The following is a 13,211-nucleotide window of genomic DNA, read 5'->3' as shown; positions in this document are numbered from 1 at the left end:
TGTTCGGCCGTGCCGTCCCGCAGTAGGGTCGGCCCATGGACGACGTTCGGGTGGCGGCGATCGCCAGCCTCACCCCGCTCGAAGAGCTGGACAGCGACCCCTTCCTCGTGGACACGCGCCGTCAACACGCGGTGTGTGCCCGCTGGGCCGACGACCAGGGGTACGTGGTCGCCCGCCAGCTGCTGTTCTACGGGATCCGGCCCGATCACGAGGCCCTGTGGAGGGACGTGGAGGCGGGGGCGGTCGACCTGTTCGTCGCCGCCAACGAGCGGGTCCTCGCCCGCGCGTTGACCTCCGTGCCCGGCTTCCGCGCGGAGTGCGCGCGGCGCGGGGTACGGCTGGAGACCGCGTGTTCCGACGGGCCGGCGTGCGAGCCGGAGTACGACGCGGCGGCCAAGGCGGGGGTCCACCGGCGGCTCTCGATGCCGACGGCCGGGTACGACGGCTGTTGACGTCGTCGCTCCGCAATCAACGAGCTGACGTCTCTACGCAATCAGCGACCCGACGTCTCTCCGCAATCAGCGACCTGACGTACATCGGCTCGTACGACCACACGACGACCTGACACACCCGGGCCGATCGCCGTCACCCGTTTTCCCCGCCGACCGTGGGCGTTGTGCCACGCTTGAGGCAGGAAACGGGTGAAAGGTGTAGCGGCCGTGGGTGACGGGCGATGGGGTGGCGCCGACCGCTGGCGGTCCGCGGGCAGGGCACTGGGGCGGGTGATCGCCGTCTGGGCGGTGTCCACGCTCACGATGCTGATCCTCGCCGGGCTGCTCCCCGACTTCGAGCTGCAGTCCGCCGACGGCGACACCTTCACGCGGACGGCGCTCACCGCCGCCGCCGCGGCCGGCGCGTTCGGTCTGCTCGGCGCGCTCGTGTGGCCGGTGGTCGTGCGGGCCCTGCTGCTCGTCCCCGCCCTCGTACTCGGCCTGCTGGTCTTCTTCCTCAACGGCTCGCTGCTGCTCGTCGCGCTCTGGCTGATCCCCGACGGGCGGGGCGCCGCCAACCCCGAGACCGCCGTCGTGGTCGCCGCCGTCATGTCCGCCGTCGCCTCCGCCACCTCCACCGGCCTCGCCGTCCGCGACGACGACGCCTACCGGCGCCGGCTCTACCGGCTCACCGGCCGGACCCGGCCGCGAGCCTCGGACGACGCCCCCGAGCAGGTACCCGGGACGGTCTTCCTCCAGCTCGACGGCGTCGGCCACCACGTCCTGCGCGGCGCCGTCGCCGACGGGCTCATGCCGACCGTGGCGTCCTGGATCGACGCCGGCCACCGGCTCACCCCCTGGCGCACCGACTGGTCCAGCCAGACCGGCGCCAGCCAGCTCGGCATCCTGCACGGCTCCAACGAGGACGTGCCCGCCTTCCGCTGGTACGAGAAGGACACCGGCCGCCTCATGGTGTCGAACCGCCCGGCGAGCGCCGTGGAGCTCCAGCGCCGGGCCGTGCGCCGCACCGGGGACGGCGGCCTGCTCACCGTCGACGGGGCCTCGCGCGGCAACCTGTTCAGCGGCGGCGCCGACCAGCTCGCGCTGGTCCTGTCGATGGCCGCCCGGCGCGGCCCGCGCAACCGCTCGCGCGCCGGCTACTTCGCCTACTTCTCCGACCCGGCCAACGCCGTCCGTACCGCCGGATCGCTGGTCACCGAGTGCGTCCGCGAGATCTTCCAGTCGACCCGGGCACTGCTCCGCCGCGAGACCCCGAGGGTCTCGCGCGGCGGCACGTACCCCTTCGTGCGCGCCTTCGCGACGGTCGTGGAGCGGGACGTCGTCGTCTCGGCGGTGATGGGGGACATGCTCGCCGGCCGCACCGCCGTCTACGCCGACCTCGTCGCCTACGACGAGGTCGCCCACCACTCGGGCCCGCACGGCCGGGACACCGACCAGGTCCTGCGCCGCCTCGACCGCTCGATCGCGCTGATCGCCACCGTCGCTGAGCACGCCCCCCGCCCGTACCGGATCGTGCTGCTCTCCGACCACGGGCAGAGTCCCGGCGAGACCTTCGAGAGCGCGTACGGGCTGACGCTCAAGGATCTGGTCAGGGCCGGGTGCGGGCTTCCGGTGCCGCGCCGGGTGCGCCGGACCCGATGGGGGCACCCCCAGACGGAGTCCGGGGGAGGTTCGGAGGCGCGGGACGCGGCCAGGGACGCGCTGCGCCTCGCGCTGCACCGGCCGGTCGACGAGACCGGCGAGAGCGCGAAGGAGCTGCCCGCCCGGCCCTCCGAGCCGGTCGTCCTCGCCTCGGGCAACCTCGGTCTCATCTCGTTCCCCGACGTGCCGCACCGGATGACCCGGGAGGAGATCGACCGGCGCCACCCGGCTCTGCTCCGCACCCTCGCCCACCATCCGGGCGTCGGTTTCGTCCTGGTGGCGAGCGCCGAGCACGGCTCGGTGGTGCTCGCCCGCGACGGGGTGGAGGTGCCGGTCGCCGACCTCGACGACGGGGGGCCGCTCGCCGTCTTCGGCCGGGGCGCGGCGCGGGCGGTACGGCGTACGGACGGCTTTCCGCACGTCGCGGACGTCATGGTCAACTCGATGTACGACCCGGCGACGGGCACCGTGCACGCCTTCGAGGAGCAGATCGGCTCGCACGGCGGCCTCGGCGGCGAGCAGTCGCACCCCTTCCTCCTCTCGCCGCCGGAGCTGTCGCCGCCGGTCGGCGCGGGGGAGGAGCTGGTCGGCGCGGAGCAGGTGCACCGGGTGCTGCGGCGCTGGCTGCGGGAGTGCTCGGGCCCGCAGGTGCCGCTGGAGATTTCGCCGTCCACGGACCGATCGGAATCACTTCTTCCGGTTGATGGGCCGGTCGCGCAGGACAAAAACCACTGATTTGGACGCCTGTTCGTACGTACCGGACGATGGCCTGGAATGTACGACGGAAGGCGCACCACCCCATGAGCACGGCCACGACAACTCCACAGCGCGACACCGGAGCCCCAGGGACCACCGAAGCCTCCGGAACCCCCGGAGCCACCGAGGGCGACGGCAAGCACACCCGCCGCTTCGGGCTCCCCGTCGCGACCGCCCTGGTCATGGGCAACATCATCGGCGGCGGAATCTTCCTGCTGCCGGCCTCCGTCGCCCCCTACGGCACCATCAGCCTCGTCGCCTTCGGCGTCCTCACCCTCGGCGCGATCGCCCTCGCCCTCGTCTTCGGCCGCCTCGCCCACCGCCATCCCAGGACCGGCGGACCGTACGTCTACGCCCGCGAGGCCTTCGGCGACTTCGCCGGATTCCTGACGGCCTGGTCGTACTGGATCACGGCCTGGGTCTCCAACGCCGCCCTGGCCGTCGCCGCCGTCGGCTACCTCGACGTGCTGGTCCCGCTCCACGGATCGAAGCCCGCGACCATCGCCGCCGCGCTCCTCATCCAGTGGCTCCCGGCCCTCGCGAACCTCGCCGGCACCCGCTACGTCGGCGCCGTGCAGATCGTCGCGACCGTGCTCAAGTTCGTCCCGCTGCTGCTCGTCGCCGTCGGCGGATTCCTCTTCTTCGACAGCGCCAACCTCGGGCCCTTCCGGGCCGGTGACGAGAGCGCCCTCGGCGCCGTCTCCGCCTCCGCCGCGATCCTGCTCTTCAGCTACCTCGGCGTCGAGTCGGCCGCCGTCAGCGCCGGCGAGGTCCGTGACCCGCGCCGCAATGTCGGCCGCGCCACCGTCCTCGGCACCCTCGCCGCCGCCTTCCTCTACCTCCTGACCACCCTGTCGGTCTTCGGCACCGTCCCGCACGAGCGGCTCGTCGCGTCCAGCGCCCCCTTCACGGACGCCGTCAACCTCATGTTCGGCGGCTCCTGGGGCGGCACGGCGGTCGCCTGCATGGCCCTCGTCTCCATGCTCGGCGCCCTCAACGGCTGGACCCTGCTGAGCGCCCAGACGCCCTACGCGGCGGCGCGCGACGGCCTCTTCCCGAAGGTCTTCGCCCGGAAGCGGCGCGGGGTCCCCACGGTCGGCGTCCTCGTGACTGTCGTCCTCGCCTCGCTCCTCACCGTCTACAACTACACGGCCGGCACCGCGGGCGTCTTCGAGACCCTCGTCCTCGTCACCACCTTCACCGCCACCGTGCCCTATCTGCTCTCCTCCGCCGCGCAGTTCTACTTCCTCCTGTCCGGACAGTCCGACCGCGTCCACCGCCCCCGACTGGTCCGCGACACCGTCCTCACCCTCGCCGCGTTCGGTTTCTCCCTCTGGCTGGTCGCGGGCTCCGGCTACGCGGCCGTCTACCAGGGCGTGCTGTTCCTCTTCGCGGGCGTGCTGGTGTACGCGGGGATGGCGGCCCGCAGGCAGCGCGCGGCCGCGGGGGAGGGGACGCCCCGGGCGTGACCGGCCCGGCCGCCGCGTGTGCGGTGAACCGGTGAATCAGGGGCCCCACCCGTAGGCCGCTCGGGCGGATCAATGACCGGGCACGCCGCGCCGGGACCCCCGCGGGGCAGTACGGATCTCCGTGAGCCCCGCGTCCGAACCGCCCGCCGAGCCGCCCTCCGGACCGCCCTCCGGGCCGACCGCCGGACCGCCCGTCACCCCGGCGGGCCGCCCGGCGCGCGCGAGGCAGGGTTGCGCGAGGCGGGGATGCGCGCTGGGTTGCGCGCGGCCGGGTTGCGCGAGGCCGGGGCGGCGAGGCCGTTGCTGCCCGGCACCGGGCCGGCGCCTCTGCGTCGTGGTGCTCCTCGTCCTTGCCGCGCTGCTCGGCACCGGGGCCGCCGGCGCGCTCACCGGCGGGGCCGAACTCCGGCCCGCCGCCTCCCCGGCGTCCGATTCGAGCGGCGAGACCCACGACCCGGCCGCCACCGAGGCCGGACTCCCCGGCCGCTCCCGCCGGCACCGGACGGGCATCCGCCCGGTCCGGCGCCCGCGCCGCCTCCCGTACGCCGCCCGGAACCGGCGCCGCACCCCGGCCCCCACCCCCTTCCCCGCCCCGCGCGGCGACGCGCTCCGGTGCGTGGTGATGCGCTGCTGAGAGGCTCACGCCTCCCCGCAGCCCCCGACATCACCCCCGCACCACGAGGAGTTCCGCCATGCCCGTAGACCCGTTCGCCGTTCTCCAGGCCCTGCTGCGCGCCGAGGCCTCCCGGGCCCAGCGCTCCGAACGCCGGGCGCCCGAGCCCGCCGCCCCGGCGGCCGAGCCCGCCCCGGCCCCGGCACCCGAGCCGCCCACGTACCGGGACGAACGCCTCCGCTGACCCTCCGTCACGCCCCGACGCGGGCCACGGCGAAATCTGATTGCGGCCCGGCGTCCGGACGTACGAGGGTGTTCCGATGACCTCGACCGACCGGAACACCAGCCCCGATCGGTCCGCCGGACCCGCGTCCGGCGAGGAGCGGAGGACGGCGCGGGGCGCGGTACGGGGGCCCGCGGCCACCGCCGGCGCTCCTCCTCGTCCGCCCCTCCCGCGCCGCGCCGCCGACCGGCTCCTCGCCTTCGCGCGGCGCCCCTACTGGGACCGCCCGGACCCCTCGTACCGCATCCGCCGCTGGCCCGACCTCACCGCGCTCTGCTTCGCCACGGTCTTCTTCTGGTCGAGCCTGACCCCGTCCCTGGTGCCCCGCCCCTGGTACCTCCAGGGGCTCGTCGGCGGGATCACCGCCGTCATCGGCTACGCCCTCGGCTCCGGCCTCGCCTGGCTCTACCGCGTCCTCGCGCCGTGGCGGCCGCCCACCCGGTTCCGTACCCGCTGCTGGCAGGCGTACTGGCTGCTCAGCCCGGTCCTCGCCGTCTGGCTCATCTCCAGGAGCGCCCGGATGCAGCGTCAGCTCCGGGTCCTCCAGGGCCTTCCGCCCGCCCTCACCTGGCACACGCCGATGATCGCCCTCATCGCCCTCGGCCTGCTGCTCGCCGCGCTCCTCGTGGCCCGCGCCGTACGCCTCGGCGCCGTCACCCTGATACGACAGCTCGGCCGGCTCCTGCCCCGGCCCGTCGCCTTCGCCGTCGGCGCGGCCGTCTCCGCCCTCCTCGTCCTCGTCGGCGTCCGCGACATCGTCTTCGACCGAGGGGTCGTCGACATCGCCGACCGCATCGCCGAAGCCACCAACGGCGGGACCAAGGACGGCATCCGGCGCCCCGCCTCACGGCTCGTCTCCGGCGGCCCCGGCTCCCTCATCCCCTGGGAGGACCTCGGCTACCAGGGCCGCAACTTCGCCGGCTCCACACCCGGCCGCGACACCCTCACCGCATGGACCGGCCGGCCCGCCCTCGACCCCGTCCGCGTCTACATACCCTCCGCGCTGCCCGCCGCCTTCCAGGACGACCGCCCCTTCGCCGCCCAGGCCCGGCTCGCCGTCCGTGAACTCGAACGCACCGGCGCCTTCGACCGCGCCGTCCTCGCCGTCGCCGGCACCACCGGCACCGGCTGGGTCGACCCGAACGTCGCCGAGGCCCTCGAGTACATGTACGAGGGCGACACCGCGATCGTCGCCGTCCAGTACTCGTACCTCCCCAGCTGGGTCTCCTTCCTCGTCGACAAGGAGAAGGCGGGCCAGGCCACCCGGGCCCTCCTCGACGCCGTACGCGCCCGGCTCGACACCCTCCCCGCCGGCCACCGGCCCCGCCTCGTCGTCACCGGCGAGAGCCTCGGCGCCTACGCCGTCGAAGCCTCCTTCGACAGCGCCGACGACCTCCTCGCCTCCACCGACGGAGCCCTTCTGATGGGCGCCCCCGACTTCTCCCCGATCTCCCGGGAGATCCGCCGCGACCGCGACCCGGGCAGCCCCGTCTGGCGCCCCCAGTACCGGGACGGCGCCCACATCCGCTTCGCCCAGTTCCCCGAGACCGACCTCGCCCGCCCGCCCGCCGACTGGGAACACCCGCGCGCGGTCTACCTGCAGAACGCCTCTGACCCCGTCGTCTGGTGGTCGCCCGACCTCCTCCTCGACAAGCCCGACTGGCTGGACGAACCCCTCGGCCCCGACATCACCCCCGAGATCACCTGGTTCCCCTTCGTCGCCTTCTGGCAGACCTCCGTCGACATGGCCGTCTCGTACGGGGTCGACGCCCCGCACGGCCACCGCTACGGGGCCGGAGCCGTCGACGGCTGGGCGGCCGTCCTCCCACCGCCCGGCTGGACGGCCGCCGACACCACCCGGCTGCGCGCCTTCATCGGGCACCGGGCGGCGGCGTACTGAGGACGGCGAGGGCGCTCGCCCCGCGCCCTCACGGCACTACCGTGAACACGCCCTCAGGCCGCCTCCACGGCCTCGAACGTCCGCGCCGCCTGGCGCCGCCCGTGCAGCCACACCAGGGCCGTCGCGACCGTGGCGAGGGACACGAGTGCCACCAGGGCCGGGACGAGACCGACGAGCGGGCCCGCCGCCAGGCAGCCCACGCCGCCCAGGGCGAGGGCGGTCGGCCGCCGGCCGGTGGTGCGCAGCACGATCGCGGCGGCGCCCAGCAGATACACGCCGACGCCCCCGGTCAACGACCAGGCGACGACCCCGTGGAGGGGCTCGGCGAGGCCGTAGTGACCGGTGTCGGCGACCTGTTGGAGGACCTTCTTCATACCGAGCGCGCAGAGCACGACACCGGCGACCAGCGGCAGGTGCAGGAAGGTGTACACGTCCCGCGCGAACCGGGTGCGGTCGTCGCCTTCGAGACCGGCGAGCCGGTGCTCGGCCGCCTCGCCGAGCTGCCGGAAGTACAGCCGCCACAACCCTGCCGAGAGCAACAGCCCGGCGGCCGAGGCACCGAGCACGGCGAAGGTGAGCGGGAAACCGGAGACGCCGACGCCCATCGCGACGATGGACTCGCCGAGCGCGATGATCACGATCAGGCCGTGCCGCTCGGAGAAGTGCCCGGGGGAGTTGACCCGCCAGCCGGTGGCGCCGGTGACGAAGATGCCGAGGTAGTCGACGGCCACCGCCCCCAGCCACAGCAGGAGTTGGACCCGGCCGCTGGACGAGCTGCCGATCAGCAGCAGCACCAGCGGCGGGACGACGGACGTCAGGGCCGTACGGCGCAGGGTGGCACGCAGGACGGGGTCGTCGGGGCTGGCGATCCAGTACGAGACCAGGTGCAGGACGCGCACCGCCCCGTAACAGAGCACGAACAGCAGCGGCTCCGACAGCCCGCCGGACGCGTCGCCGAACACGTCCGGGACCGCGAGCGACACGATCAGGACGACGGCCATGACCGTGACGAGGACCCCGAACAAGGCGCCGGAGTCGGCCCGTACGACATTCCCCAGCCAGGCGAAGCAGCACCAGCACCACCACAGCAGCGCGAGCACGACCATCCCGCCGACCACCCGCACCGGCGAGGGCGCCGCCGCCATCAGAGCGGTGACCTGCGTGATCGCGTACACGAACACCAGATCGAAGAAGAGCTCCGCGGGCGTCACCGCGTGATCGTCCCCGGTGGCCACCATGCGGGCCCGTTCCCTGTCCCACGCCATCTGTCTCTCCCCCTCCTGGGGAGACCACTCCCGGCCACCCCGGCGCGAACAATACTCACGCCCGGAGCCCGCTGACAGACGCTTCCACCACCGGCCGAACCGTCCCCGCACCCACCCCCGCCCGCGCGCATTACCTCACATGTAATCGACCCCCGCCGGCCCGCCCGGCATGCTCGGGAGCACCGGAACCCGGGCGGCGCACTCCGCTCGGGCTCCGGGCCCGTCACCAGCACGAACGTCCCCCATGGAGGGTGATCCGCCATGTCCCAGGCCCTGCTCGCCGGTCTCGCCCGCACCACCCGTCCGCAGTCCGCGGTGCGCCGGTTCCTCGCCCTCGACGCCGTCGTCACCGGGGCGAACGGGATCGCCTACGCCGTCGCCTCAGGCCCGCTCGGGGAGTTCCTCGGGGTCGACGCGGGCCTCCTGCTCGAACTGGGCGTCCTGCTCACCCTGTACGCCGCCGGGGTCGCCTGGCTCGCGAGCCGCCCGCAGCCCCCGGCGCTCGGCGTGAAGCTCGTCGTCGACATCAACGCGCTGTGGGCGGTCCTCAGTATCGTCGCCCTCGCCGCCTGGCTGGAGCCGACCACCGCAGGCCTGGTGTGGACGCCCCTGCAGGCGGCCACCGTCGGCGGCTTCGCCCTCGCACAGTGGGCGTCCCTGAGGGCCGTCGCCGCTAGTCGCTGAACGGCGGCAGGGACTGGAGGTACGCGACCGTCGCCGGGTCGGCCGGGAGGAACGTCTCGATGGCCAGCTCGGCGACCGTCACGTCCAGCGGGGTGTTGAACGTCGAGATCGACGACACGAACGACAGCACCCGCCCGTCGTGCTCGATCCGCAGCGGCAGCGCGAAGTACGGGTACACCTCCTCCGGCCCCGGGGCCGAGGACCCGTCTCCGTCGTCCGCACCCGGCGGAGACGGATACGCCGTCACCTCCGCGTACAGCCCGCGCAGCGACTCCGAACGGGCCAGGCCGATCTGACGTTCCATCTGGTGCAGCAGATGCCCGCGCCACTCCGGCAGGTTCCGGATCCGGGCCGCGAGCCCCTCCGGGTGCAGGGTGATCCGCATCGCGTTCAGCGGCGGCGTCAGCAGCTGCTCCGGCAGCCCGTCGAGCAGTAGACCGATGGCCCGGTTCGCCGCCACCACCGTGTACGAGCCGTCCACCACGAGCGCCGGATACGGCTCGTAGCCCCGCAGCAGCTGCTCGATGCCCGCCCGCAGCGTCTCCAGGCGCGGGGCGTCGAGCGGCGACTCCGCGTACCGGGGCGCGTAACCGGCGGCCAGCAGCAGCGCGTTCCGCTCGCGGACCGGCACCTCCAGATGCTCGGCCAGCCGCAGGAGCATCTCCTCGCTCGGCCGGGAGCGACCCGTCTCCACGAACGAGATGTGCCGCGCCGAGGAGTCCGCCCGCAGCGCCAGCTCCAGCTGGCTCAGCCGCCGCTGCTCACGCCAACCGCGCAGCAGCGGTCCCACTCCCGTGTCGCTCACCACCGTTGTCATGGCCAGACGGTATCCCAGAGGGGGACCCCGGGTAGTTTCCCCCGGGGACCCCTGTCCGTCACCCGCGCCACCCGACCGGAGGGAGCACCGCCGTGCCCACACAGCCGCTGTCGCAGAAGGAGATCGAGGACCGACTGCGGGAGCTCCCCGGCTGGTCCGTCGAGGACGACCGGCTCACCCGCGAGTACCGGCTCGGCGACCACTTCGCGGCGACCGCGCTCGTCGTCCATGTGGCCCGGATCCAGCAGGAGCTCGACCACCACTCGGATCTGACCCTCGGCTACAACACCGTCGCCCTGTCCGTGAACACCCACTCCGCCGGTGGCGCCGTCACGGAGAAGGACTTCGAACTCGCCGAACGCGTGGAGGGGATCGCCCCGGGCCACGGCGCCGCCTGACGCACGTTCACCCGCCGTCCTGCCGTCGTACGGTCACCCGCCGTCCTCCCGTGGCACGGTCACCCGCCGTCCTCCCGTGGCACGGTCACCCGCCTCCTCTCCTTCGTACGGTCACCCACCTCGTACGATCGTCGGCATGGCGGAGACCGTGCTCGACTACGAGGCCGAAGCGGCGCACTACGACCGGACCCGGGGCGGGGTGCCCCGGGCCGGTGCCGCGGCCGAGGCCGTCCTGCGGCTCGTGCCGCCCGGCAGCCGGACCCTGCTCGACCTGGCCTGCGGCACCGGCCTCGTCACCGAACGGCTCACCCGCCCGGGACTGCGCGTCTACGGAGCCGACGCCGCCCACGCCATGCTGCGGGTCGCCGCCGACCGCGCACCGGGCCGGGTCGTCCGCGCCGACGCACGGCGACTGCCGCTGCCCGACGCCTCCCTGGACGCGGTCAGCGCCGTCTGGCTGCTCCACCTCGTTCCCTTCGCGGCGGAGATCGTCGCCGAGGCCGCCCGCGTCCTGCGCCCCGGCGGCGTCCTGATCGCCACCGTCGACAAGGACGCGGCTCACGACGTCGGCAGCGACATCGACGCGATCCTCCGTCCGTACCGCTCGGCCGGGGCGGCCTCCGACCGGACCGAGCTGATCACCGGGTGCGCCGCCGCCCATGGCCTCGCACCCCGCCCCGGCACCCGCTTCACGGGACACGGCCAGGGCGGCACCCCGCGCGACACCGTACGGAAGCTGCGCGCCGGGTACTTCGCCTCCTGGTTCTCCGGCGACCCGGCGGTCGTGGAGACGCTCGCCGCCGCCCTCGCCGCCCTCCCGGACCAGGACCGTCCCCGTGCCGATCCCCGGTACCGGCTCGCCTGCTTCGTCCGGCAGGGCTGAGCCGGCACCCGTGTGCCTCGGGCTCAGGCCGACTCGCCGGCCCAGGTCGCGTCCGCGAACGCCGTGAAGGAGCGCGGGTCACGGCCCAGAACCCGCTTCACGCCGTCCGTCACCGAGGCGTTGTGGCCGTCGAGGAGCGTCGCGAACAGGGCCGCGAGCCAGTCGGCCTCCGGCGCCGGCAGCCCGAACCCGGCGAGCAGCCCGGCGTAGTCGGCCCGGGACACCGGCTGGTAGGCCACCGGACGCCCCGAGGCGCGCGAGATCTCCGCCGCCACCTCCGCGAAGCCGATCGGACGAGGCCCCGTCACCTCGTGCACCCGCCCCGCGTGACCGTCCGTCACCAGGGTCTCGACGACCACGTCCGCGAGGTCGTCCACGTCGATGAACGGCTCCGCCGTGTCACCCGCGGGAAAGACGACCACGCCCTCCGCGACCCCCTCCGCGAGCAGCCCTTCGGAGAAGTTCTGCGCGAAGAACGAGGCCCGTACGACCGTCATCTCCACCCCGACGGCCGCCGCGCGCAGGGCTTCCTCCGCCATGACCGCCTCGGGCTCCCCGCGCCCCGACAGCACCGTCAGCCGCCGTACGCCGTGCTCCGCGGCGAGCCGGCCGAAGGTCTCCATCGCCTCGACCCCGCCCGGCGCGGCGAGATCCGGGTAGTAGGCCACGTACGCGGCGTCCGCGCCCCGCAACGCCGGGCCCCAGGTCTCCGGGGCCTCCCAGTCGAACGGGGTCGCTCCGCTCCGGGACCCGGCGCGGACGGTCGCCCCGCGCGCCGTGAGCCGCTCGGCCACGCGGCGCCCGGTCTTGCCGGTGGCGCTCGTCACCAGGACAGTCGCGATCCGCTCGTTGGCGATCTGCCCGCGCGTGCTCTGCTCGTGCGTGCTCTGCTCGTTCGTGCCCTGCTCGGTCCGCGAGTCGTGCGTCTGGTTCGTCATGGGTCAAGACTCCCGCCCACGGCTCCCGCCGCCCATGCTCCGCCGTCTCACACTCCTATGTCTCCGTCTCATCGGCCCGCCTACGCTGTTGACCCATGGACGCACTCGCCGGACTCCTCGACGGACCCCGCGCCAGGGGCGCCTTCCTGCTCCGCATGGTCATGGAGCCGCCGTGGTCGGTGCGCATCGAGGACGCCGCCCCGATCTGCGTGATGTGCGTGACCGAGGGCGAGGCCTGGGTCGTTCCCGGCAGCGGCGAGCCCGTAGTGCTGCGGCCCGGAGACATCGCCATCGTCCGGGGCCCGGAGCCGTACACCGTCGCGTACGCCCCCGACGCCGCGCCCAGCGCCGTGATCGGGCCCGACGGCGTCTGCACCACCCTGACCGGGGAGCCGCTCGCCGACCGCATGAGGCTCGGCGTCCGCACCTGGGGCAACGCGCCCGACGGCGGTACCACGGTCCTCGTCGGCACGTACCGGATGGACGGCGAGGTCGGCCGCCGGCTGCTCGACGCCCTGCCGACACTGGTCCACCTGCCCGCCGACGCGTGGAACTGCCCCCTCATGCCGTTCCTCGGCGAGGAGATCGCCCGCGACGAACCCGGCCAGACCGTCGTCCTCGACCGGGTCCTCGACCTGCTGCTCATCTCCGGCGTCCGTGCCTGGTTCTCCCGGCCGGGTGCCGAGGCCCCCGCCTGGTACCGGGCCATGGGCGACCCGGTCGTCGGCCGCGCCCTCCGACTGCTCCAGGACGACCCCGCCCACCCCTGGACCGTCGCCTCGCTCGCCGCGAAGGCGGGCGTGTCCCGGGCCGCCCTCGCCCGCCGCTTCACCGAACTCGTCGGCGAGCCCCCGATGGCGTACCTCACCGGCTGGCGGCTCGCGCTCGCCGCCGATCTGCTGCGCGAGAGCGACGCCACCGTCGAGTCCGTCGCCCGGCAGGTCGGCTACAGCGGAGCCTTCGCCCTGAGCGCCGCGTTCAAGCGGGTCAGGGGCGTCAGCCCACAGGAGCACCGCGCCGGGGTATGACGATCTGAGCAACAAAGGATCGATCTTCTTGCCGGAACGGCAACAGTGCTCGCGCTCGCGGCCGACTCGACGCACGCTGGACCC

General features: G+C 74.1%; 13 protein-coding genes. 10 read left to right on the top strand and 3 right to left on the bottom strand.

What is annotated here, in order from left to right; genetic code table 11:
• The first annotated feature begins 35 nt into the window (after window positions 1-35).
• The 6 genes from N5875_RS06930 to N5875_RS06905 all read left to right on the top strand — a co-directional run bounded on the left by N5875_RS06930 (window position 36) and on the right by N5875_RS06905 (window position 7,114).
• Window positions 36-452, top strand: coding sequence for a hypothetical protein (locus N5875_RS06930; RefSeq protein ID WP_318212682.1), 417 nt, complete (start codon window positions 36-38; stop codon window positions 450-452).
• 207 nt (window positions 453-659) lie between these two features.
• A complete protein-coding gene (locus N5875_RS06925; protein WP_338492294.1) occupies window positions 660-2,828 on the top strand; it encodes a phage holin family protein in 2,169 nt (722 codons plus the stop codon).
• A 65-nt stretch (window positions 2,829-2,893) separates the two neighbouring features.
• Window positions 2,894-4,318 (top strand): amino acid permease, encoded by a 1,425-nt coding sequence (locus N5875_RS06920; protein WP_318212680.1) that lies wholly within the window; start codon window positions 2,894-2,896, stop codon window positions 4,316-4,318.
• Between the two features lie 334 nt (window positions 4,319-4,652).
• The gene (locus N5875_RS06915) at window positions 4,653-4,952 is read left to right on the top strand and encodes a hypothetical protein (protein WP_338492292.1); all 300 of its coding nucleotides are present in this window, start codon (window positions 4,653-4,655) and stop codon (window positions 4,950-4,952) included.
• A gap of 58 nt (window positions 4,953-5,010) precedes the next feature.
• The gene (locus N5875_RS06910) at window positions 5,011-5,175 is read left to right on the top strand and encodes a hypothetical protein (protein ID WP_318209773.1); all 165 of its coding nucleotides are present in this window, start codon (window positions 5,011-5,013) and stop codon (window positions 5,173-5,175) included.
• 76 nt (window positions 5,176-5,251) lie between these two features.
• On the top strand, window positions 5,252-7,114 hold the full coding sequence (locus N5875_RS06905; protein WP_338492290.1) for an alpha/beta-hydrolase family protein: 1,863 nt from the start codon (window positions 5,252-5,254) through the stop codon (window positions 7,112-7,114).
• Between the two features lie 53 nt (window positions 7,115-7,167).
• Here the strand turns inward: N5875_RS06905 and N5875_RS06900 are convergent, their stop codons facing one another.
• On the bottom strand, window positions 7,168-8,379 hold the full coding sequence (locus N5875_RS06900) for a low temperature requirement protein A (RefSeq protein ID WP_338492288.1): 1,212 nt from the start codon (window positions 8,377-8,379) through the stop codon (window positions 7,168-7,170).
• A gap of 261 nt (window positions 8,380-8,640) precedes the next feature.
• Between N5875_RS06900 and N5875_RS06895 the strand changes: the two genes are divergently transcribed.
• Window positions 8,641-9,063, top strand: a complete 423-nt coding sequence (locus N5875_RS06895) for a hypothetical protein (RefSeq protein WP_318209770.1) — start codon at window positions 8,641-8,643, stop codon at window positions 9,061-9,063.
• Here N5875_RS06895 and N5875_RS06890 read toward each other — a convergent pair.
• Window positions 9,053-9,880, bottom strand: coding sequence for a helix-turn-helix transcriptional regulator (locus N5875_RS06890; protein WP_318209769.1), 828 nt, complete (start codon window positions 9,878-9,880; stop codon window positions 9,053-9,055). The genes N5875_RS06895 and N5875_RS06890 overlap by 11 nt on opposite strands.
• Before the next feature lie 92 nt (window positions 9,881-9,972).
• Between N5875_RS06890 and N5875_RS06885 the strand changes: the two genes are divergently transcribed.
• Both N5875_RS06885 and N5875_RS06880 read left to right on the top strand, forming a co-directional pair.
• Window positions 9,973-10,278, top strand: a complete 306-nt coding sequence (locus tag N5875_RS06885) for a 4a-hydroxytetrahydrobiopterin dehydratase (protein WP_318209768.1) — start codon at window positions 9,973-9,975, stop codon at window positions 10,276-10,278.
• A 136-nt stretch (window positions 10,279-10,414) separates the two neighbouring features.
• Window positions 10,415-11,161: a class I SAM-dependent methyltransferase gene (locus N5875_RS06880; protein WP_338492286.1), complete on the top strand. Its 747-nt coding sequence runs from the start codon at window positions 10,415-10,417 to the stop codon at window positions 11,159-11,161.
• 23 nt (window positions 11,162-11,184) lie between these two features.
• On the opposite strand, the gene N5875_RS06875 is transcribed toward N5875_RS06880, so the two are convergent.
• Window positions 11,185-12,099: an NmrA family NAD(P)-binding protein gene (locus N5875_RS06875; RefSeq protein WP_318209766.1), complete on the bottom strand. Its 915-nt coding sequence runs from the start codon at window positions 12,097-12,099 to the stop codon at window positions 11,185-11,187.
• Between the two features lie 95 nt (window positions 12,100-12,194).
• Here N5875_RS06875 and N5875_RS06870 point away from each other — a divergent pair, with 95 nt between their 5' ends.
• Window positions 12,195-13,127, top strand: a complete 933-nt coding sequence (locus N5875_RS06870; RefSeq protein ID WP_338492285.1) for an AraC family transcriptional regulator — start codon at window positions 12,195-12,197, stop codon at window positions 13,125-13,127.
• Window positions 13,128-13,211 lie beyond the last annotated feature (84 nt).

This window comes from Streptomyces sp. SJL17-4, assembly GCF_036826855.1.
Lineage (GTDB): Bacteria > Actinomycetota > Actinomycetes > Streptomycetales > Streptomycetaceae > Streptomyces.
The sequence above is the reverse complement of the archived record's forward strand: the minus strand, read 5'-3'. Positions and strand labels throughout refer to the sequence as shown.

Coding starts and splice junctions, on each gene's coding strand:
- N5875_RS06930 (WP_318212682.1), top strand. CDS start 36: ATGGACGACGTTCGGGTGGCGGCGATCGCCAGCCTCACCCCGCTCGAA.
- N5875_RS06920 (WP_318212680.1), top strand. CDS start 2,894: ATGAGCACGGCCACGACAACTCCACAGCGCGACACCGGAGCCCCAGGG.
- N5875_RS06910 (WP_318209773.1), top strand. CDS start 5,011: ATGCCCGTAGACCCGTTCGCCGTTCTCCAGGCCCTGCTGCGCGCCGAG.
- N5875_RS06905 (WP_338492290.1), top strand. CDS start 5,252: ATGACCTCGACCGACCGGAACACCAGCCCCGATCGGTCCGCCGGACCC.
- N5875_RS06900 (WP_338492288.1), bottom strand. CDS start 8,379: ATGGCGTGGGACAGGGAACGGGCCCGCATGGTGGCCACCGGGGACGAT.
- N5875_RS06895 (WP_318209770.1), top strand. CDS start 8,641: ATGTCCCAGGCCCTGCTCGCCGGTCTCGCCCGCACCACCCGTCCGCAG.
- N5875_RS06890 (WP_318209769.1), bottom strand. CDS start 9,880: ATGACAACGGTGGTGAGCGACACGGGAGTGGGACCGCTGCTGCGCGGT.
- N5875_RS06880 (WP_338492286.1), top strand. CDS start 10,415: ATGGCGGAGACCGTGCTCGACTACGAGGCCGAAGCGGCGCACTACGAC.
- N5875_RS06875 (WP_318209766.1), bottom strand. CDS start 12,099: ATGACGAACCAGACGCACGACTCGCGGACCGAGCAGGGCACGAACGAG.
- N5875_RS06870 (WP_338492285.1), top strand. CDS start 12,195: ATGGACGCACTCGCCGGACTCCTCGACGGACCCCGCGCCAGGGGCGCC.